The following is a 21,552-nucleotide window of genomic DNA, read 5'->3' on the forward strand; positions in this document are numbered from 1 at the left end:
TGCCGCCGCCGGACCCGGCCGGGAACGGTCACGCAGCCACGGCGCGTGGTTCGAGCGGACCCCGCTTGGTTAGGAGAGAGGGGACGGGCGCGGCCCGGGTCCCGCCGGAGGTGGCGGAAACCGTGCGGCGGACGGGACCAGCGGGTTCCGGGCGGAGTGTGCCCGGGAGGATGCTGGACCGGAACAGGAAGGGGCGGCGTTGAGCGAGATTCCGGCCGAGGCGGGAAAGCCCGACGACGTACGCCGGGCCCTGGCGCTGCTGAACGCCGCGGGGGCCCGGATAGGCAACTCCCTCGATCTGGACACCACCGCCCGCGAACTCCTCGACGTGGCCGTGCCCCAGTTCTGCGACCTGGCCTCCGTGGACCTGTACCCGGAGGTGTTCTCCGGGGAGGACCCCCGGGCTGCGGAGGGCCTGGAAGGCACCCGCCCGCTGCGGCGCGTGGCCTTCGCCAGCGCCGTCTCCGACGGCCCGATCACCCTCGGCCACCACACGAGCGGCGCCCCCGACCCGGACCACGTCGAACCGGGCAGCGTCCACCGCTACCCCGCCGGCTCCCCGTACGCCGACGCGCTGCGCACCGCCCGCGTCCAGCGCGTCACGGGCACCCTGGTGCAGTCCACCCTCGCCGTGCCGATGGTCGCGCGCGGCCGGGTGCTCGGGCTGGTGCAGTTCTCCCGCACCAAGGGCAGCGAGCCCTTCGGCGAGCGGGACGCCGCGCTCGGCGCGGAGCTGGCCGCCCGCGCGGCCGTGTGCGTCGACAACGCGCGGCTGTACCGCAGGGAGCACGAGCGCGCGCTCATACTCCAGCGCAGCCTGCTGCCCCCGGACGACCCCGAGGCCGCCGGGCTCGACATCGCCTGCCGTTACCTGCCGGGCAGTACGGCCAGCGAGGTGGGGGGAGACTGGTTCGACGTCATCGAACTGCCCGGGCACCGCACCGCCCTGGTGGTCGGCGACGTGATGGGCCGGGGCCTGCGCGCGGCCGTGGCCATGGGCGAGCTGCGCAGCGCGGTGCGCACCCTGGCCCTGCTGGACCTGGAACCCGCCGAGGTGCTGGGCGCGCTGGACGAGATCGCCCAGGGGCTGGGCGCCTCCCGCGACGGCCGCGGCGACCGCGAGGGCCGGTCCGGCCGGGACGCCGACCTCTCCGAGGTGTACCTGGCCACCTGTGTCTACGCCGTCTACGACCCCGTCACCCGCCGCTGCACCTTCGCCAACGCCGGGCATCTGCCGCCCGCGCTGGTCGAGCCGCGCGACGACGGGGGCGAGCAGTCCGCGCTGCTGCTGGAGGTCCCCAAGGGCGTGCCGCTGGGCGTGGGCGGCGAGCCGTTCGAGGAGTCCGAGGTCGAGCTGCCCGACGGTTCCCTGCTCGCCCTCTACACCGACGGCCTGGTCGAGTCCCGCCACCAGTCCCTGGACGAGGGGCTCCAGGCGCTGCGCACCACCCTGTCGGGCCCCGACCGCCCGCTGGAGGACGTCTGCGACGAGGTGCTGGGCGCGCTGGAGACCCACCACGGCGAGGACGACATCGCCCTGCTGCTGGCCCGGATCCAGGGGCTCCCGGCGGAGTCGGTGGGCGACTGGACACTGCCGGCCGAGCCCCGTTCGGTCGCCCGCGCCCGGGACCTGACCCGCCGTCGGCTCGCCGCATGGGGGCTGGAGGACCTCGCCGACACCACCGAGCTGCTCGTCAGCGAGCTGGTCACCAACGCCCTGCGCCACGGCATGGGGGTCTCCTCCGCGCAGCCGGGAGCGGGGGCCCTCCCGGCGCAGCCCGGCGTGGGGGTCCCCCCGGCGGGGCCGAGGGGAGAGATACGGCTGCGCCTGCTGCTGGACCGCACCCTGGTCTGCGAGGTGTGGGACTCCGGGCTCGTCCAGCCCCGCCGCCGCCGCGCCCGCGACACCGACGAGGGCGGCCGCGGTCTGCAGCTGGTCGATCTGCTCTCCTCGGGCTGGGGCAGCCGGCGCACCCCGCGGGGGAAGACGGTCTGGTTCGAACTCGCCCTCCCCCAGGAGGGTGAGCCCAAGCCGCCGGACTCGGCCGAGGCCCTGCTGAGCATCTTCTGAAGGGGCGGCCGACGCCGTCTTCGCCGTCTCCGCTCCCGCCCCCGCCGTGTGCGCGGGCGGGAGTGCCGCACGTCACACCGTCCCCGCGCGGGAGCCGTGCCCGTGCCCCGGCGCGGGGCGAAGCTCCCGGTCGGCGGGCGGTCACCCCGGCGTCACCGGGTGGACACGGCCGCGGCCTACGGTCGCACAGAGCGCGGGCCGGGGCCGCGGGGAGCCGTCGGGCCCCGTCCACCGGCGCCGGGCCCGTAACATGGAGGGATGACAGGCCGTGGCGATGATCAGCCCGGCGGGCGCGCGACGCACCGGTCGCGCCGCCATCCACGATTCCGGGAGAAGCGCCCCCAGTATGCCCACGCGCCACGACATCCGTAACGTCGCCATCGTCGCCCACGTCGACCACGGCAAGACGACCCTGGTCGACGCCATGCTCAAGCAGGCCGGCGCCTTCGCCGCCCACCAGCTCGACCAGGTGGACGACCGCGTGATGGACTCCAACGACCTGGAACGCGAGAAGGGCATCACCATTCTCGCCAAGAACACCGCGGTCAAGTACCACCCCAAGGACGGCGGCGCCCCCGTCACCATCAACATCATCGACACCCCCGGCCACGCCGACTTCGGCGGCGAGGTCGAGCGCGGCCTGTCCATGGTGGACGCGGTGGTGCTGCTGGTGGACGCCTCCGAGGGCCCGCTGCCGCAGACCCGCTTCGTGCTGCGCAAGGCGCTCCAGGCCCGGCTGCCGGTCATCCTGTGCATCAACAAGACCGACCGCCCCGACTCCCGCATCGACGAGGTCGTCGACGAGGCCTACGACCTCTTCCTGGACCTGGACGCGGACGAGGAGCAGATCGAGTTCCCCATCGTCTACGCCTGTGCCCGTGACGGCGTGGCCTCGCTGACCAAGCCGGCCGACGGCACCGTCCCGGCCGACAGCGACAGCCTGGAGCCGTTCTTCTCCACGCTGCTGGAGCACGTCCCGGCCCCCTCCTACGAGGAGGGCGCCCCGCTCCAGGCCCACGTCACCAACCTGGACGCCGACAACTTCCTCGGCCGCATCGCGCTGCTGCGCGTGGCCCAGGGCGAGCTGCGCAAGGGCCAGACGGTGGCCTGGATGAAGCGCGACGGCTCGGTGCAGAACGTGCGCATCACCGAGCTGCTGATGACGGAGGCGCTCACCCGCAAGCCGGCCGAGGTGGCGGGCCCCGGCGACATCTGCGCCGTGGCCGGCATCCCGGACATCACCATCGGCGAGACGCTGGCCGACCCGGAGAACCCGGTCGCGCTGCCGCTGATCACCGTCGACGAGCCGGCGATCTCCATGACCATCGGCACCAACACCTCGCCGCTGGTCGGCCGGGGCGGCACCGGCAAGGGCGCGGACGCCAAGTCGGCCGTCAAGGACCGCAAGGTCACCGCCCGCCAGGTCAGGGACCGCCTCGACCGGGAGCTGATCGGCAACGTCTCGCTGCGCGTGCTGGACACCGAGCGCCCCGACGCCTGGGAGGTGCAGGGCCGCGGCGAGCTGGCGCTGGCCATCCTGGTGGAGACCATGCGCCGGGAGGGCTACGAGCTGACCGTCGGCAAGCCGCAGGTGGTGACCAAGGAGGTCGACGGCAAGGTCCACGAGCCGGTCGAGCGCCTGACCATCGACGTCCCCGAGGAGCACATGGGCGCCGTCACGCAGCTCATGGGCACCCGCAAGGGCCGGATGGACAACATGTCCAACCACGGCTCGGGCTGGGTGCGCCTGGAGTTCGTCGTGCCCTCCCGCGGCCTGATCGGCTTCCGCACGGAGTTCCTGACCCAGACCCGCGGCACGGGTATCGCGCACTCCATCCACGAGGGCCACGAGCCCTGGTTCGGCGAGCTGAAGACCCGCAACAACGGCTCGCTCGTCGCGGACCGCTCCGGGGCCGTCACCGCCTTCGCGATGACCAACCTCCAGGAGCGCGGCGTGCTCTTCGTCGAGCCGGGCACCGAGGTGTACGAGGGCATGATCGTCGGTGAGAACTCCCGCTCCGACGACATGGACGTCAACATCACCAAGGAGAAGAAGCTCACCAACATGCGGTCCTCGACCGCCGACGTGGCCGAGTCGATCGTCCCGCCGCGCAAGCTCTCGCTGGAGCAGTCCCTGGAGTTCTGCCGCGACGACGAGTGCGTGGAGGTGACCCCGGAAGCCGTGCGCATCCGCAAGGTCGTCCTCGACCAGAAGGAGCGCGCCCGCGCCGCCTCCCGGGCCAAGCACGCCTGACGCGCCGCCCCTCCGCGCTGCCGGGGACTGCCCGGGACTGTTCGAGGTCGTCCGGGACCGGCGGCCGTGCGGGGCCGTGCGGCATCCGGGCGGCCGCCGGAGCGCTCCGGGAGCCCGTTCGGCGTAGCGACGGGAAAAGTCTCTTATGAGGTGATATGGCTCCGGAGAGAGGATCTCCAGGCCCTGAAGGAGGCGCTTGTGCGAGGAGCCGTCCCCACCGCTTCGGCGGCGGCGGTCCGCCGCGTCGGCGCCGTGCCGTCACGCGGCCCGCGGCTCCGGCGCCCGTTCGCGTGCCCGGGAGAGGGCCCGGCGGGTGTGGGCGGAGGGCCCGCGGCGGGCGGCCGGTACGGACGGCTCCGCGGGGCTCCGCCCCCGTCGGCAACGCGGCGCGGAACGGGCCGCGCGAACATGCCGTTGTTTGCCGTCGCAACGGTTTTGGCGGCCGTTCGCGCGGGATGGATCTACGCGCGTCCGCTCTTTCGGGGGACATCCTCAGGGTTGCGGGCGTGTCACGAGAGGTCCGTACGCAGTTCAGAACGGCGCGTTCGTATATCGGCGCAGCGACGGCTGGGTTGCGGATTCATTAACTCTCTATGGGTCCAAAGTGGCTATATGTCCGACTCTTCTGGAGTCTGTCAAGCACGCTGGGACCTCAATCTGCAAAACCTTCGCTCAAGATGTGCGGAGAGTGGCCAACCGAAGGCCAAGACCTCTTGACTGAGCTGGGAACCGATTGCAAAAGTCCGCTCAGCCCATGGCATTTCCCAGTGCCGAAGAAAGAGCGGGTTCCGCCAACACCCACAGCGCGGGGGCGCAACGCGATGACGAGTCCAACCCAGGCTGCGACAGCCCAGGCCGACAACCCTGGCCCGGACGCCGAGAGCCTGAGCAAAGAGCAGACCGCCGGCAGTGGCGGCCAGCTCGCCGGCCGTTCACCCGGCCAGCTGATGTGGCTGCGCTTCAAGCGTGACCGTGTCGGTGTGATCAGTGCATTTGTGGTGATCTTCTTCTTCCTGATCGCCGCCCTCGCACCGGTGATCTCCTGGCTCTACGGCAAGGACCCGTACACGCTGTACGGCCAGGACCAGTACGAGCTGCTGGACGAGTTCGGCTTCCCGGCCGGTCCCAACGGAGGCATCTCCTCCGAGTTCTGGTTCGGCATCGAGCCGGAGCTCGGCCGCGACGTCTTCACGCAGCTGCTGTACGGCATGCGGACCTCGCTGTTCACCGCGCTCCCGGTGACGATCCTGATGGTGGTCACCGGTGTGCTGATCGGTCTGATCGGCGGTTACTTCGGCGGGAAGGTCGACTACTGGATCGGCCGGGTCACCGACTTCATGATGGCCCTCCCCAGTCAGCTCACACTGATCGCGGCGATGCCCGTGGTGGTGGCCGTCTTCGTGTCGCCCGTCGACGAGACCCCGGTCTACGTCCGGGCGTCCGCGATCATCGTCGTCCTGTGGCTGCTCGGCTGGATGGGCATGGCGCGCCTGGTGCGCAGCCAGGCGCTCACCCTGCGCGAGCGTGAGTTCGTGGAGGCCGCCAAGGTCTCGGGGGCGTCGCCCTGGCGGATCATCCGCAAGGAGCTGCTGCCGAACCTGGTCACCCCGATCCTGGTGCAGGCCACCTACATGCTCCCCGCGACGATCCTCTCCGTGGCCTTCCTGTCCTACGTGGGCGTGGGCTACGTGGAGCCGACGCCGGACTGGGGGCGCATGTTCAGGACCGCCGCCACGATCTACCAGGACAACCCGACGTACATGTTCTTCCCGGGGATCGCAATGGTGATCTTCGTGGTGGCCTTCAACCTCCTCGGCGACTCCGTGCGGGACGCCTTCGACCCCAAGTCCGGACGCTGATCACGTCCATCTGAGGGGGGCTGCCACCCCCGCGTCCGGGAGACCGGGCGCGACAGGGCAGCAGACGGATCCCAACTGACAGGCAGGTGCACAAGCATCATGAATCCCATCCGATCGCGCACACTGCGAGGCGCGCTCGTCGCCCTCGCCGCCGGCTCGCTGGTGCTGACCGGCTGCAGCAGCGGCAGTGACAACGGCAGCAAGAGCGAGGAGAGCGCCAAGGACAAGGAGGCCGCCAAGGCCCAGTCCGCGGCGGTCGAGTACGGCGACGCCGCCGCCTCCAAGGGCCCGGCCAAGCCGGTCGAGGGCGCCCAGGAGGGGGGCACCATCCGGGTCTACCAGGAGGACGACTTCTCCCACCTGGACCCGGGCCAGATCTACGTCAGCGACGCCGGCCAGCTCTCCGGTCTCATCCACCGCGGTCTGACCACCTACACCCAGGCCGAGGACGGCAGCCTGACCGTCGTGGGCGACCTCGCCACCGACTCGGGCAAGCAGTCCGACGACGGCAAGACCTGGACGTACACGCTCAAGGACGGCATCAAGGACCAGGAAGGTGACCCGATCACCTCCAAGGACGTCCGCCACACCATCGAGCGCCTGTACTCCAAGCACATCACCGACGGCCCGACCTACATCCAGCAGTGGCTGTCCGGTGGCCCCGACTACCGCGACGAGCTGCCCGACGGTCCGTACGAGGGCGACCACCTGCCCGACTCCGTCCTGGAGACCCCGGACGAGAAGACGATCGTCTTCCACTTCGAGACCGCGCAGCCCGACCTGCCGCAGGCGCTCGCGATGCCGGGCTACTCCATCGTCCCCGAAGAGGACGACACCAAGGCGAAGTACGACCAGAAGCCCGTGGCGCTCGGCCCGTACAAGATCGCCGACTTCAAGCCCGGCAAGTCCATGAAGCTGGTCAAGAACACCGAGTGGGACCCGAAGACGGACCCCTCCCGCCACCAGTACGTGGACGGCTGGAACATCACGTTCAACCACGACCGCGCGGACCAGACCGAGCGCATCCTGGCCGACCGCGGTGAGTCCGCCAACGCCATCCAGCTCAGCGGCTCGGTGGACTCCACCAAGATCAAGCAGGTCATCGAAGAGGCCGACGACCGCACGATCAAGGGCTACCAGCCCTACGTGTGGCAGCTCAACATGAACATGGACCGCCTCAAGGACAAGAAGATCCGCGACGCGATCACCCATGCGCTGCCCAACGGCCAGATCCTGCGCCCCGACGGCGGCTCCTACGCCGGTGAGCCGGCCGGCGGTCTGCTCGCCCCGACCCTGCCGGGCTACGAGGAGGGCTACGACCCGTACGGCAAGCTCGACAAGCCCAACGGCGACATCGAGAAGGCGAAGCAGCTTCTGAAGGAAGCCGGCAAGGAGGGCATGAAGCTCACCTACGCCTACGCCAACGCCCCGCACCGCCAGAAGCAGGCCGTCATCATCGAGACCGCCCTGGAGAAGGCCGGCTTCGACGTCCAGAAGAAGGACATCGACCCCTCCACCTGGTACGAGCAGGTCGGCAAGGTCGACAACGGCCTGGACATCTACATGACCGGCTGGGGCCAGGACTGGCCGTCGCCCTCCACCGTCATCCCGCCGGTGTACGACGGTGACCAGATCGCCGACGGCGCGTCGAACTACTCGCACATCAACGACAAGCACGTCAACGGCGAGATCGACCGGATCTCCAAGATCCAGGACCCGGAAGAGGCCACCAAGGAGTGGGTCGAGCTGCACAAGTACATCGTGGAAGAGGTCAACCCGGCCGCTCCGCTGTACTACACCAAGCAGCTGCAGATCTACGGCTCCAACGTCGGTGGTGCCCGGTACAGCACGGTCAAGAGCTACATCGACCTCACCCGGCTGTACCTGAAGAAGTAACCGGCTCATGAGGTGGGTCCCCGGGGGAGAACCCCCCGGGGGCCCGCCCACGGGCTTTCGCTTCGCACGTCCCACCCCCGTCGTCGTTGTCGCCGTGCTGAGAGCTGCGAACCACCACCATGTTTAAATTCCTCATTCGCCGGTCGGTCGGCGCCTTCGTCATCCTGATCCTGATCAGCGCCTTCACCTTCGCCATGTTCTTCGCCATCCCGCAGGACCCGGCCCTGCTGGCGTGCGGCAAGAACTGCACCCCGCAGAACCTGGCGATCATTCACGAGAACCTCGGACTGGACAAGCCGATCACGGCGCAGTACTGGGAGTTCATGAAGGGCATCGTGGCGGGGCGGGACTTCGCCGTCGGCCACTGCGACGCCCCCTGCTTCGGCGTGTCGTTCAACGACGACCGGTTCGTGTGGGACACGATCATCGACCGGCTGCCCCTGACGCTCTCCCTGACCGTCGGCGGCCTGGTCATCTTCCTGACCCTCGGCCTCGGCGCCGGCATGATCGCCGCCCGCAACAAGGGCACCTTCATCGACAAGGCCTTCAGCTCCGCCTCGCTGGTCCTCAGCTCGATGCAGATCTACTTCCTGGGCCCGATCGTGCTGGGCCTGCTGGTCTACAGCACCGGCTGGCTGTCCTCCCCGAAGTACGTGCCGATCACGGAGAACCCGGCGGCCTGGTTCGTCGGCCTGCTGATCCCGTGGTTCGTGATGTCGCTGATCTTCACCGCGAACTACACCCGTATGTCGCGGTCCACCCTGATCGAGCAGATGCAGGAGGACCACGTCCGCACGGCGAAGGCCAAGGGCATGTCCGAGAAGTACGTCTTCTTCCGGTACGCCTGGCGCGGCTCGCTGACCCCGATCGTCACGATCCTGGGCATCGACCTGGGCGCGCTGCTCGGCGGTGCCATCGTGACCGAGCTGACCTTCAGCCTCGCCGGCGTCGGACGCCTGGCCGTCGAGTCGGTCCTCTACAAGGACCTGCCCCTGACCATGGGCGTCATGCTGGTCAGCGCCGCCTTCATCCTGCTCTGCAACCTCGTCGTGGACGCCGTGTACGGGTTCATCGACCCGCGTGTGCGCCTGTCCTAGGAGAACGACCGTGACCACACTCACCAAGACCGAGGGCGCGCCGTCCCCGACCGGGGCGGGTTCCTTCCTCTCGGTTCGCGACCTCCACGTCCGGTTCTCCACCGAGGACGGCATCGTCAAGGCCGTGAACAACCTCTCCTTCGAGGTCGAGCGCGGCAAGACGCTCGGCATCGTGGGCGAGTCCGGCTCCGGCAAGTCGGTCACCAACCTCGCCATCCTGGGCCTGCACAACCCGCGGTCCACGGAGATCACCGGCGAGATCGTCCTGGACGGCCAGGAGCTGACCGGCGCCTCCGAGAAGACGATGGAGGGTCTGCGCGGCAACAAGATGGCGATGATCTTCCAGGACCCGCTGACCGCGCTGTCGCCGTACTACACCATCGGCCGCCAGATCGGGGAGCCCTTCCGCAAGCACACGGGCGCCTCCAAGCGCGAGGCGCGCGAGCGCGCCATCGAGATGCTGGAGAAGGTGGGCATCCCCCACCCCAAGACCCGCGTCGACGACTACCCGCACCAGTTCTCGGGCGGTATGCGGCAGCGCGCGATGATCGCCATGGCGCTGGTGTGCGACCCCGATCTGCTGATCGCGGACGAGCCGACCACCGCCCTGGACGTCACCGTCCAGGCCCAGATCCTCGACCTGCTCAAGGACCTCCAGCAGGAGTTCGGGTCGGCGATCATCTTCATCACCCACGACCTCGGCGTGATCGCCGACGTGGCCGACGACATCATGGTGATGTACGGCGGCCGGGCCGTGGAGCGGGGCACCACCGGCGAGGTGCTGCGGGCCCCCCAGCACCCCTACACCTGGGGCCTGCTCAGCTCGATGCCCCGGCTCGGCGGGGATGTGAACCAGAAGCTCCGGCCGATCGAGGGCACTCCGCCCAGCCTGCTCAACCCGCCGTCGGGCTGCCCCTTCCACCCGCGCTGCGAGTACAGGGACAAGGTCCCCGGCGGTGTCTCCTGCACCGGTGACAGGCCGCTGCTGCCCGAGGGCCGCGGAGCCGCCTGCCACCTGACGCCGGAGCAGAAGCGGACGTACTTCATCGAGCAGATCAAGCCCCGGCTGGGCTAGGGAGCAACAGACATGAGCGACGAACTCACCCTGACCAGGCCGGCGGACCCGGCCGTGGGCACAGGCGAGCCCCTGCTGGAGGTCAAGGGGCTGACCAAGCACTTCCCGATCAAGGGCGGCTTCCCGATCAGGCGGACCGTCGGCGCGGTCCAGGCCGTGGACGGGGTCGACATGACCGTGCACGCGGGCGAGAGCTTCGGCCTCGTCGGCGAGTCCGGCTGCGGCAAGTCCACCACCGGCCGGCTGCTGACCCGGCTGCTGGAGCCGACCGGCGGCACGATCAACTACCGGGGCCGGGACATCACCCACGCCAAGCGCAAGCAGCTGGCGCCGATCCGGTCCGAGATCCAGATGATCTTCCAGGACCCGTACTCCTCGCTGAACCCGCGCCAGACGGTCGGCAAGATCATCGGCGGGCCGATGGAGATCAACGGCATCAACCCGCCCGGAGGCCGTGAGAAGCGGGTCCGCGAGCTGCTGGAGATCGTCGGCCTCAACCCCGAGCACTACAACCGCTTCCCGCACGAGTTCTCCGGCGGTCAGCGCCAGCGCATCGGAGTGGCCCGCGCACTCGCGCTGGAGCCGAAGCTGATCGTGGCCGACGAGCCGGTCTCCGCGCTGGACGTCTCCATCCAGGCGCAGGTCGTCAACCTGCTCCAGCAGGTGCAGCGGGACATGGGCATCGCCTTCGTCTTCATCGCGCACGACCTCGCGGTCGTGAGGCACTTCTCGCAGCGGGTCGCGGTGATGTACCTCGGCAAGATCGTGGAGGTCGGGGACCGCGAGTCGATCTACACCCGGCCGCGGCACCCCTACACCCACGCGCTGCTGTCCGCCGTCCCCGAGGCGGTGCTGCGCGACGAGGACGAGACCGAGGGGCGCGAGCGCATCCGCCTCGCCGGCGACGTGCCCTCGCCCATCTCGCCGCCGTCCGGCTGCCGCTTCCGCACCCGCTGCTGGAAGGCGCAGGACAAGTGCGCGACGGACGTGCCGCCGCTGGTGCAGATCGAGGGCAACACCCCCGGTCACCTGACGGCATGTCACTTCCCGGAGGCCGGGACCATCGAGGGCGGCAAGGAGATCGTCCTCGACCCGGGCCTGGTCGCCATGGAGAACAAGGACACCGGGGCCGCCGGCTCGGGCAAGGAGTCCTGAGCACGGCGCCCCGCGACACGCCCGGACGCCGCCGTGCCCCGTGAGGGGCTCGGCGGCGTCCGCGCCGTACGGCTGCGCGGTCCGGCGCGACGCGGCCGGGCACGGTCACGCCACGCCCAGCGACCTCTTGAGGAAGGCCACCTGGAGCAGCAGCAGGTTCTCGGCCACCTGCTCCTGCGGGGTCATGTGCGTCACCCCGGACAGCGGCAGCACCTCGTGCGCACGGCCCGCGGCCAGCAGCGCCGAGGACAGCCGCAGGGTGTGGGCGGCCACCACGTTGTCGTCGGCCAGGCCGTGGACGATCATCAGCGGCCGGTGCGGAACGGCCGGCGCCGACAGCCCCTCGTCGGTGACCAGGGAGTTGGCCGCGTACACCTCCGGCCGCTCCTGGGGCAGGCCGAGATAGCGCTCGGTGTAGTGGGTGTCGTACAGCCGCCAGTCGGTGACGGGCGCGCCGGCCACCGCCGCGTGGAAGACGTCGGGGCGGCGCAGCACGGCCAGCGCGGCCAGATAGCCGCCGTAGGACCAGCCGCGGATGCCGACCCGGCCCAGGTCCAGGGGGTGGTCCCCGGCCAGTGCGTGCAGGGCCTCGACCTGGTCGTCCAGGGTGGTGCCCGCCAGATCGCCCGCGACCGCCTTCTCCCAGGCGGGGGAGTTGCCGGGGGTGCCGCGGCCGTCCGCGACCACCACGGCGAACCCCTGGTCGGCGAACCACTGCGAGGTCAGGTGCGCGTTGTGCGCGGCCACCACGCGCTGGCCGTGCGGGCCGCCGTAGGGGTCCAGCAGGACCGGCAGCACCCCGTCGCCGTCGCGGTACCCGGTGGGCAGCAGCACGGCGGCCGGAATCCGCCGGGCACCCGCGCGCAGCAGCCGGGGGCGGGCGGTCAGCACGGGTGTCTCGGCGTGTGAGGCGATGACGGCCAGCGGTGCCGGGGAGCCCTTGCCGGTCCCGGGCAGGCGCAGCGCCTCGGCGCGGGCGCCGGGCCGGTCCAGGGCCGCGGTGGACAGCACCACGGTGTCCCCGCCGCGGACGGCGGAGGCGATGTGCGCGCCGCCCGGGGGACTCACCCGCTCCCAGCCGCCCTGGTCGCCGCTGCCGCGGAACCAGACCCGGTAGACGGCGATCTCGCCCACGGGGGAGTCCTCCGGCGCGTCCGGCCCGGCCGAGGCGGAGAACAGCACGTCCTCGTCACCGACGTCCAGTACCGCGCGTACGTGCAGGGCGGCCGAGGTCAGCGGCCGGTCACCGACCACCAGGACGCGAGCCCCGCCCTCGTCGGCGATCCGCACCAGGCGCCCGTCGGGCGTCCAGACGGGCACGCCGGGGAAGAGCTCCAGCCACGCCGGGTCCTCGTCGGCGTGCAGCGGCGAGGTGCGGCCGGTGGCGGTGTCGACGGTCAGGTAGAGGTGGCTGCGCTGGTCGCGCGACTGGACGAGCAGCAGGGGCGGCCCGGCGGCCGACCAGTGGACGCGCGCGAGGTAGGGGTAGCGGACGCGGTCCCAGACCACCTCGGTGCGGCCCGCCTCCCCGGCCGCCCCTTCGGCTCCTTCCCCGTCCCCGACGTCGAGCAGATGGAGCGTCACCTCGGCGTTGTCCGTGCCGGCGGCCGGATAGGCCACCTCGGCCGGCTCGCTCTCGGGATTGGCCGGGTCTGCGATCCACCAGCGGCGCACGGGCGAGTCGTCCACCCGGGCGGCCAGCATCCGGGTGCCGTCCGGAGACCACCAGAAACCCCGGGAGCGGTCCATCTCCTCGGCCGCGGCGAACTCCGCCAGACCCCAGGTCGTACGGCCGCCGCCGCGGGTCTCCTCCGGCCCGGCCACCGCCCGGTCGCCCCCGCCGCCGAGGTCCGCCACTCGCAGGGCGCCGTCCGCCACGTAGGCGACGCGCCGGCCGTCGGGGGAGGGGCGGGGGTCCACCACCGGGGTGGGGGTGGACAGCTCGCGTACGGCGGCCGTGCGCAGGTCGGCGGTGAACAGCCGCCCGGACAGGGCGAAGGCCGCGGTCTCCACCGCGGAGTCGGTCGCGTAGCCGACCACCCCGGCCGACCCCTCGCGGCTCCGCTCACGCCGGGCGCGCTCCTCGGGCGACAGCTCCTCGTCCGCACCGCCGAGCAGCTCCGCCGGATCGGCCACCGCGCGCTCCCGGCCCCCGTCCGGGCCGGTCCCGCCGGGGCCGCCGAGTTCCCGCACCCACAGCAGGTTCGCCCGGTCGGTGCCGCCGCGGGAGCGGAGGAAGACGATCCGGGAGCCGTCCGGGGCCACGGTGAAGGCGCGCGGCGCCCCCAGGGTGAAGCGCTGCGTTCTGGCGTACTGGCGTGGAAACGACATGACCATGGGGCGAGCGTACGGCGTCACGCGGCCGTGCTCCCGCGGTGCGCCCGCCACCGCTCCCGCGCACCCTCCGCGTGGCCCGCCGGAACCCCTCCCGGGCCCCTCCCGGAGCCCTGAGAGGGCCCGCGGCCGGTCGGGAGAAGGGGACGTGTCCAAGGTCACACAGGTGTGCGCCCCTCTTCTGCACCCGTGCACCGATCCGTGCCGACTCACGGAAAGTTATGATCCGTTGCGCATGGTTCGCGGCGGGGTATGTAGCTTCAGAACTGCCCTGTCGTACAAGCATCCTGATTCCGTGTCGACCGCGCGCTCTTGGAGGTGAACCGCCGTGGCACTCTCGATTTCGGCGGTGGTGCTGCTGGCGATCATCGTCTTCCTGCTGATCAAGAAATCAGGGCTGAAGACCGGACACGCACTGGTCTGCATGCTCCTGGGCTTCTACATGGCCAGCTCGTCGATCGCTCCCACCATCAGCGAACTGACATCGAACGTCGCCGGCATGATCGGCAGCATCAAGTTCTGACACCGGCGGCGTAGGCTCGCCACCATGACCGAGCTTCCCGCGCGCCGCCTGATGCTGGTCCACGCGCACCCCGACGACGAGTCGATCACCAACGGCGTCACCATGGCCCGATACGCCGCCGAGGGTGCGCTGGTCACTTTGGTGACCTGCACACTGGGGGAGGAGGGCGAGATCATCCCGCCCGCCCTGGCGCACCTCGCGGCCGACCGCGAGGACGGGCTGGGACCGCACCGGATCGGCGAACTGCGGCACGCCGTGCGGGAGCTGGGCGTGGCCGACCACCGCTTCCTGGGCGGCCCCGGCCGCTACCGGGACTCGGGGATGTTCGGCACCCCGGCCAACGAGCGCCCCGACTGCTTCTGGCGGGCGGACGTCGACGAGGCCGCCTCCCATCTCGTCGAGGAGATCCGCCAGGTGCGCCCCCAGGTGCTGATCACCTACGACCCGAACGGCGGGTACGGCCACCCCGACCACATCCAGGCCCACCGGGTCGCGATGCGCGCGGTGGAACTGGCGGCCGACCCCGCGTACCGCACCGAGCGGGACGGGGAGCCGCACCGGGTCGGGCGCGTCTACTGGAACTGCGCGGCGCGCTCGGTGGTCGAGGAGGGCTTCGCCCGTCTGCGCGCCCCGGGCGGCGCCCCCTTCCCGGAACTCGCCTCGGCCGGGGACGTCCCCGGCGTGGTGGAGGACGCGGAGGTGGACGCCGTCGTCGAGGGCGGTGAGGCGGAGGTGGCCGCCAAGGCCGCGGCGATGCGCGCCCACGCCACCCAGATCGTGGTGGCCGACTCCCCGTCCGGGCCGCCGGAGTCCTTCGCCCTGTCCAACCGGCTCGGCCAGCCGCTGCTGCGCACCGAGCACTTCCGGCTGGCCGACGGCACGGGGGGCCCCGGCGGGCCGCTGCGCGACCTCTTCGAGGGGCTGGTGGGGACGGCCGGGGGCGTGGAGGGCCCGCGATGAGGGCGCGCGGGGCGCGGATCGCCGCATACGCCGTACTGGCCGTGCTGGGCGGAGCGGTGGCCGTCGCGGGCGCCCTCGTCCAGGCCGGATGGTTCCCGCTGGGCCTGCTGCTGGCGCTCGGCGGTTCCGTGGCGCTGTTCCACGGCGGCGCGCGGCTGACGGGCACGAGGGCCGGAGCGGCGGCTCCGGGGGTCGGCTGGCTGCTGGTGGTGCTGCCGCTGACCACATCGCGCCCCGAGGGCGACTTCGCCTTCGGCGCCGGGGGAGGCACCTACTTCTACCTGCTGGGCGGGATGTTCGCCGCTGTGGTGTGCGCCACGGTCACACCCCCCGGGCAGCTTCCGCCCGGAGGGACCACGGGCCCGGCGGATCTCGTGAAGGGACGGTGAAACGGCCGGAGGCGGTCGGTCTCCGGTCGACAACCGGCCCCGAAGTGGCCGAGAATCCGCGCGGCGATATGCCGGCGCGGCATTCGCACACACGGTCCGCCGGGGCGGTGATTCGGCACTCCCGGGGCTCGGGGCAGCGGCCCCCAGTAAGGTGGTGCGCGCCGGCGAGCCGCTCGCGCAAGCCGATCGGAACCATGACGGGCGGCGAATCCAACCGGGAGATCCTGCATTGAGCCGTGAAACTGACACTCCGTCCTCCGGGCCCCAGGCGCGGGGCGGTACCGCCCACCCGCCGGGGGGCGAGCCGTACGCCGCACCGGCGGGCGAGCCCACCGCGCAGCCGGGCGAGCCGAAGACCGAGACCACGCTGACCACCCGCATCCGGATCAACATCCCGGGTTCCCGCCCCATCCCGCCCGTCGTCGTGCGCAAGCCCGTCGGCGAGGCCGGGGGCGACAGCGGCGGTGAGACGTCCGGCGCCGACGGGAACACGGCGGGGCCGGACGGTCCGTCGGGTACCGCGAACGGCACGGCGCCGTCCACCGCGGGCGCGCCGGGACCGAACGGGGCACCGGGGAGGCCGGGTTCGGCCGGTTCCGGGGGGTCCTCGGCCAACGGTGGCGGAAAGCCGACCAGTTCGTGGTTCGCCCCGCGCAAGCCCCCGTCCGGTGGAGCGCAGGGCGCGCCCGCCGGTGCGAACGGCGGCGCGCCCGCCCCGGGGGCCCCGGCCCCCGCGGGACCGCCGCGGCAGCGAACCGACACCCCGCCCCACGGCTTCCCGGCCGACCGGGCGGACGCCACCGGCCCGATCGGCGCCGTCCGCCCGGGCGGCACGCCGCCGTCCGGCCCCGAGGGCACCCCGCCGCACGGCTTCCCCGCCGTGCCGCCGGCCCGGGGCGAGGGCCCCAGCGGGCCGACCACCGGGCCGGCCACCGGCGGGATGCCGCTGCTGCCGCCGGGGTTCCGGCAGCAGGACGGCGCCGTGCCGCCGCCCGGTCCGGGCGACACCGGGCCGCAGCCCACCGCGGCCCCGGCCTCGGGCCCCGGTCCCGTCACCGCGCCCGAGCCGCCGCGCACCGGCGGACCGGCGTCGGACTTCGGCGGCCCCGCCGGCGGACCCGGTTTCCCGGCGGATCCGGACGCGGCCCCCGGCCCCTTCGGGGGGCAGGATCCCTTCGAGGGGCAGGGGCCCTTCGGGGCTCAGGACCCCTTCGAGGGGCAGGGCCCCGGCCCCTCCCACGGCAGGGTCTCCGGTGACACCCTCGTCAGCGGCATCCCGCGGGTGCCCGCGGCCGACGACGACGGCCGACCCGCCCCTCCGGCGGACGAGCACGGCGCCCGGCCGCCCGCACCCGCACCCGCACCCGCCAAGCGGGGCCGCTCCAAGCTGGTCCTGCTCGGCGTCGCCACCTTCGGTGTGCTCGGCATCGCGTACGGCGCCGGCCTGCTGCTGGACCACGCCGATGTCCCCAACGGCACCACCGTGCTCGGTGTGGACATCGGAGGCACGGGCAAGGCCGAGGCGATGAACAGGCTCGACGCCGTTCTCGGCGAGCGGGCCCGCATGCCGCTGGTGCTGGAGCTGGAGGGCGGGCAGAAGACGCTCAAGCCGAGCGTCGCGGGCCTGTCGCTGGACACCGAGAACACCGTGAGGGGCGCCTCGGGCCGGGACTACAACCCCGTCTCCGTGATCGGATCGCTCCTCGGCGGCACCCGGCAGGCCGAGCCGGTCTTCAAGGTCGACGAGGAGAAGCTCACGGCGGCGCTGAAGGACCTCACCGGGGCGTCCGGCGGCGGGCCGCGGGACGGGATGGTGAAGTTCACCGGCGGCAAGGCCGTCGGTGTCCCCGGCAAGCCGCACAAGCAGGTCGACGCGGGCAAGGGTGCGGACATGCTGGAGGACGCCTACCGGACGCAGGTCGCCACCGGCAGGAGCGAGTCGGTCGAGCTGCCGGTCGCCCTCACACAGCCCTCGGTCGACCAGAAGGAGATCGACCGGGCGATCCGGGAGTTCGGCGAGCCGGCGATGTCCGGACTGGTCACGGTGAGGGCGGGCGACAGGTCGATCCCGTTCAGCCCCACCGGGTCGCTGCCGAAGTTCCTGTCCATGAAGCCGGTGAACGGCAAGCTCGTGGACACCTACGACCTCAAGGTGCTCGAGGAGCTGTACGGCAGCACCTTCGACGGTGTCCTGATCACCCGCGGCAACGGGTCCAGGACGCCGGTCACCCCTCAGGACGTGGCCGGCGCGCTGCGCGAGGCGCTGCGCGAGACGGACCCGGCCAAGCGGGTCGGCGTCATCGAGCTCGATCCGCAGTAGCGGGCGGGCCCGCCTCCGGCCGTCACCGGAGCCGCGCCGGCCGGGGTTCGCCCCGGCCGGCGCGGCGCTAGTTGAGCCGGGAGCGGGCCGCCCGCGCCTCGCGGCGCACGGTGACCGCGGCGTTGGGCTCCATGGCGGCGACCATGTCGGCGTACTCCTCCAGCTCCCGCGCGCCGCCGGTGAAGTCGCCCCGCTCCACCAGCAGCCGCGCCCGCTCGTAGCGCAGCCGGGCCGGATGGTGCGGCAGCAGCAGGGACAGCTCCACCGCCCACAGCTGGACATCGGTGTGCTCGGGGCGGGCCGCCGCCCACGCGCGGATGTTGTTCAGCACCCGCAGCACGATCTCCACCGGGCCGGCCGGCTGGAGCATCGCCTCCGACAACGGCGTTCCCGCCGTGTTCGCCACCAGCAGTTCGACGTCCTGCCCGGTCAGCGGCAGACCGCCCGCGAAGGGGTCGGCGAGGACGTGCTCGCCGCGGGGATCGCCGAAGCCGACCACGAAGTGCCCGGGCAGGGCGACCCCGTAGACCGGCGCGCCCGCCCGGCGTGCGACCTCCATCCACACCACCGACAACAGGATCGGCAGCCCGCGCCGCCGCACGAGCACCTCGTTCAGCAGCGAGGACTCCAGCCGGCGGTAGTCGGCGGGCGTGCCGTGGAAGCCGTGGCGCCCGCCGAGCAGTTCGGCCAGGGCGTGCGCCCACTGCGCGGGGGTGCGCGAGGGCGCGTACGGCAGCAGACCCGTCAGCCGGTCCAGTTCGATCTGGGCGGCGTCGACGAGGCCGTCCACGCCCTTGCCGCCCTCCGCGCGTACGCCGGGGTCGGCCTCGGCACCGATCAGCAGGCACAGCAGCGCCAGATCGGGCCGCTCGGCCCGCGCGGCCCGTGCGAAGCGCTCCCGCACCGAGTCGGTTCCCGCGGTGTCCGGACTGTCCATCAGGCCCTCCCTGCCCGGCTCAGCCGCGCGGCGCCCGGCGGTAGTGGTAGGAGTGGTGGTCGGCGAAGCCCATCCTGGCGTACATCGCCCGTGCGGCGGTGTTCTCCGGCTCGACCTGGAGGTAGGCGGCCGAGGCCCCCTCCGCCAGCGCGGCGCGGGCCAGCTCGGCCATCACCGCCGTGGCCAGCCCCTCGCGCCGCCGCCCCGGGGCGGTCTCGACGGCGGCGAACCCCGCCCACCGGCCGTCCACCACACACCGCCCGATGGCCGCCGGCGCGCCCTGCGGAGCGTCGCCCGGCACGGTGGCGAACCACACCGACGGGCCGCCGGCCAGCACCTTCAGCGCGTCGTCGGCCGCTGCCCGGGCGCCGCGGCCGTAGGCGGACAGCCAGGCCGTGTCCGGCCGCCGCGACAGCCGGACCCGGCCGTCCGGCTCGCGGTCGGCCAGCGGTGCGAGCGCCCCGGTGCACAGGAGCGCGAACCGCTCGGCCGTCCAGCCGCGCCGCTCCAGCTCGGCGGCCAGCAGCTCGTCGCCCCCGGCCGCGCCCGTGGCGACCTGGACCAGCGCGGGCAGCCCGCGCTCGCCGTACCAGCGCACGACCTCGGCCAGGGCCGCGTCCAGGTCCGTGCCGGGGTCGCCCAGGGGGAGGGCGGAGTTGGCGCGGCCGGTGAAGCCGCCGGAGGCGCGCAGCAGCCACCCGCCCAGGCGGGCGGTCTCCACCGCGGGCCAGCCGCGCGCCGCCACCTCGGCCAGCTCCCGCACCCCCGCCGCCGGGCCGCGGCGGCGGGCGGGCTCGGCGGGCACGGTCTTCCCCGCGACCAGGGCCGCCTCCTCGATCGCCACGCTCTGCCCGCCACGCCGTGTGATGGAGAGCACACCGTCCTTCCAGGATGTGAGAACGCCGACCGTGTCGGTGAAGGCGGCACCGGTGTCCGCGGAACCGGTCAGACTGCGCACCGAGACACGTTTCCCCACGTCATCGGCGCTGATGCGAAGCTCGAGTCGTCCGCCCACGGTGAACTCCACGGTCGTTGTCACCCCTCCTGTTCGTCTCCTGCCCGGGAACGGAGATACTAGAGGCGGGCATCGACGACGCCGCGCTCCCGCGCGCCATGCGGCTCAGCCACAACCGGACCGGCTGCCCGCGCCCTACCGAGGAGGAACGACAGCGTGACCTACGTCATCGCGCAGCCTTGTGTGGACCTGAAGGACAAGGCATGCATCGAGGAGTGCCCCGTCGACTGCATCTACGAGGGCCAGCGGTCCTTGTACATCCACCCGGACGAATGCGTCGACTGCGGGGCCTGTGAGCCGGTCTGCCCGGTCGAGGCGATCTTCTACGAGGACGACGTCCCGGAGGAGTGGAAGGACTACTACAAGGCCAACGTCGAGTTCTTCGACGAGCTGGGTTCGCCCGGCGGCGCCAGCAAGCTCGGCCTGATCGAGCGCGACCACCCGTTCGTCGCCGCGCTCCCGCCGCAGAGCCACGACGAGTGACCCCGCGCCACCCGCAGCACTGACCCCGGTCCCGTACGGCCCCGCCGCCGTGCGGGACCGGGGCTTTTCCAGGAAAGAGAGCGAAGCCAAGTGCCACCCCTGTCCTCCCGCCTGCCGGTCTTCCCGTGGGACCGGCTGGAGCCGTACAAGAAGACCGCGGCCGAACACCCCGACGGAATCGTGGACCTCTCCGTGGGCACCCCCGTCGACCCGGTGCCCGAGGTGGTCCGCCGGGCGCTGGCCGGGGCCGCCGACAGCCCCGGCTACCCGACGGTCTGGGGCACGGCGGAGCTGCGGGACGCGATCGTCGGCTGGAGCGAGCGGCGGCTGGGCGCGCGGGGGCTGGCGCACACCCACGTACTGCCGGTCGTCGGTTCCAAGGAGCTGGTGGCCTGGCTGCCGATCCAGCTCGGTATCGGGGGCGGGCCGGCCACCGGGGACAAGGTGGCGTACCCGCGGCTGGCGTACCCGACGTACGAGGTGGGGGCGCGGCTGGCGGGCGCCGAGCCGGTCGTCTACGACGAGTCGCCGCGCGAGCTGGACCCCGAGGGCCTGCGGCTGCTGTGGCTGAACTCCCCCTCCAACCCCACCGGCCGGGTGCTGCCCAGGGAGGAGCTGAAGGCCACCGTGGCCTGGGCGCGCGAGCACGGGGTGCTGGTCTTCAGCGACGAGTGCTACCTGGAGCTGGGCTGGGAGGCCGAACCGGTCTCCGTCCTCCACCCGGACGTCTGCGGCGGCACCCACGAGGGCGTCGTCGCCGTCCACTCGCTGTCCAAGCGCTCCAACCTGGCCGGTTACCGGGCGGCGTTCCTGGCCGGGGACGAGGCGGTCCTGGAGGAACTGCTGCGGGTGCGCAAGCACGGCGGGATGATGGTGCCCGCCCCGGTGCAGGCAGCCACGGTGGCGGCGCTCGGCGACGACGCGCACGTGGCCGAGCAGCGCGAGCGCTACGCGGCACGGCGTGCGGCGCTGCGCACGGCGCTTCAGGCGAGCGGATTCCGGATCGAGCACAGCGAGGCGTCGCTGTACCTGTGGGCGACGCGCGACGAGCCCTGCTGGGACACGGTCGGGGAGCTGGCCCGGCGCGGTGTGCTGGTGGCGCCCGGCGACTTCTACGGCCCCGCGGGCGAGCGGTTCGTACGGGTCGCCTTCACGGCCACCGACGAGCGTGTCGGGGAGGCGGT

The 21,552-nt window shown here is 72.5% G+C and carries 16 protein-coding genes; 13 read left to right on the forward strand and 3 right to left on the reverse strand.

From position 1 onward, the window contains the following. Nucleotides 1-199: 199 nt before the first annotated feature. From ACW69E_RS15105 to ACW69E_RS15135, 7 genes are all read left to right on the forward strand, one after another. The gene (locus tag ACW69E_RS15105) at nt 200-2,071 is read left to right on the forward strand and encodes an ATP-binding SpoIIE family protein phosphatase (protein ID WP_457498749.1); all 1,872 of its coding nucleotides are present in this window, start codon (nt 200-202) and stop codon (nt 2,069-2,071) included. Nucleotides 2,072-2,417: 346 nt separating this feature from the next. Continuing rightward, complete coding sequence (gene typA / locus ACW69E_RS15110; protein WP_237880220.1) at nt 2,418-4,325, forward strand: translational GTPase TypA; 1,908 nt, start codon at nt 2,418-2,420, stop codon at nt 4,323-4,325. 821 nt (nt 4,326-5,146) lie between these two features. Next, complete coding sequence (locus ACW69E_RS15115; RefSeq protein ID WP_457498750.1) at nt 5,147-6,184, forward strand: ABC transporter permease; 1,038 nt, start codon at nt 5,147-5,149, stop codon at nt 6,182-6,184. A 99-nt stretch (nt 6,185-6,283) separates the two neighbouring features. Beyond that, a complete protein-coding gene (locus ACW69E_RS15120; RefSeq protein ID WP_457498751.1) occupies nt 6,284-8,080 on the forward strand; it encodes an ABC transporter substrate-binding protein in 1,797 nt (598 codons plus the stop codon). 119 nt (nt 8,081-8,199) lie between these two features. Then, entirely contained in the window at nt 8,200-9,177 is a 978-nt protein-coding gene (locus ACW69E_RS15125; protein WP_457498752.1) for an ABC transporter permease, read from the forward strand. Nucleotides 9,178-9,187: 10 nt separating this feature from the next. Continuing rightward, the gene (locus tag ACW69E_RS15130; protein WP_279950693.1) at nt 9,188-10,252 is read left to right on the forward strand and encodes an ABC transporter ATP-binding protein; all 1,065 of its coding nucleotides are present in this window, start codon (nt 9,188-9,190) and stop codon (nt 10,250-10,252) included. 12 nt (nt 10,253-10,264) lie between these two features. After that, the gene (locus ACW69E_RS15135; RefSeq protein ID WP_457498753.1) at nt 10,265-11,407 is read left to right on the forward strand and encodes an ABC transporter ATP-binding protein; all 1,143 of its coding nucleotides are present in this window, start codon (nt 10,265-10,267) and stop codon (nt 11,405-11,407) included. Nucleotides 11,408-11,512: 105 nt separating this feature from the next. On the opposite strand, the gene ACW69E_RS15140 is transcribed toward ACW69E_RS15135, so the two are convergent. Beyond that, on the reverse strand, nt 11,513-13,744 hold the full coding sequence (locus tag ACW69E_RS15140; protein WP_457498754.1) for a prolyl oligopeptidase family serine peptidase: 2,232 nt from the start codon (nt 13,742-13,744) through the stop codon (nt 11,513-11,515). Nucleotides 13,745-14,069: 325 nt separating this feature from the next. Between ACW69E_RS15140 and ACW69E_RS15145 the strand changes: the two genes are divergently transcribed. The 4 genes from ACW69E_RS15145 to ACW69E_RS15160 all read left to right on the forward strand — a co-directional run bounded on the left by ACW69E_RS15145 (nt 14,070) and on the right by ACW69E_RS15160 (nt 17,933). After that, a complete protein-coding gene (locus tag ACW69E_RS15145) occupies nt 14,070-14,264 on the forward strand; it encodes a hypothetical protein (RefSeq protein WP_093661216.1) in 195 nt (64 codons plus the stop codon). A gap of 24 nt (nt 14,265-14,288) precedes the next feature. Beyond that, nucleotides 14,289-15,224, forward strand: a complete 936-nt coding sequence (mshB, locus tag ACW69E_RS15150) for an N-acetyl-1-D-myo-inositol-2-amino-2-deoxy-alpha-D-glucopyranoside deacetylase (RefSeq protein WP_457498755.1) — start codon at nt 14,289-14,291, stop codon at nt 15,222-15,224. After that, a complete protein-coding gene (locus ACW69E_RS15155) occupies nt 15,221-15,613 on the forward strand; it encodes a DUF6113 family protein (RefSeq protein WP_457498756.1) in 393 nt (130 codons plus the stop codon). Before mshB ends, ACW69E_RS15155 begins: the two co-directional genes overlap by 4 nt. Nucleotides 15,614-15,842: 229 nt before the next feature. Further along, nucleotides 15,843-17,933, forward strand: coding sequence for a hypothetical protein (locus tag ACW69E_RS15160; protein ID WP_457498757.1), 2,091 nt, complete (start codon nt 15,843-15,845; stop codon nt 17,931-17,933). Nucleotides 17,934-18,000: 67 nt separating this feature from the next. Here ACW69E_RS15160 and ACW69E_RS15165 read toward each other — a convergent pair whose 3' ends face one another. Together ACW69E_RS15165 and ACW69E_RS15170 are read right to left on the reverse strand one after the other, a co-directional pair. Then, the gene (locus ACW69E_RS15165) at nt 18,001-18,870 is read right to left on the reverse strand and encodes a transglutaminase family protein (RefSeq protein ID WP_457498758.1); all 870 of its coding nucleotides are present in this window, start codon (nt 18,868-18,870) and stop codon (nt 18,001-18,003) included. Nucleotides 18,871-18,889: 19 nt separating this feature from the next. Further along, nucleotides 18,890-19,897 carry a GNAT family N-acetyltransferase gene (locus ACW69E_RS15170; RefSeq protein ID WP_457498772.1) on the reverse strand — a complete coding sequence of 336 codons (1,008 nt, stop codon included), beginning with the start codon at nt 19,895-19,897 and terminating at the stop codon, nt 18,890-18,892. A 144-nt stretch (nt 19,898-20,041) separates the two neighbouring features. Between ACW69E_RS15170 and fdxA the strand changes: the two genes are divergently transcribed. Together fdxA and dapC are read left to right on the forward strand one after the other, a co-directional pair. Then, nucleotides 20,042-20,368, forward strand: a complete 327-nt coding sequence (fdxA, locus tag ACW69E_RS15175) for a ferredoxin (RefSeq protein ID WP_093661226.1) — start codon at nt 20,042-20,044, stop codon at nt 20,366-20,368. Between the two features lie 90 nt (nt 20,369-20,458). Beyond that, nucleotides 20,459-21,552, forward strand: a 1,094-nt coding sequence (gene dapC, locus ACW69E_RS15180; RefSeq protein ID WP_457498759.1) for a succinyldiaminopimelate transaminase, incomplete at its 3' end; no start/stop codon positions are given.

It is taken from the genome of Streptomyces sp. SS8 (assembly GCF_054072955.1).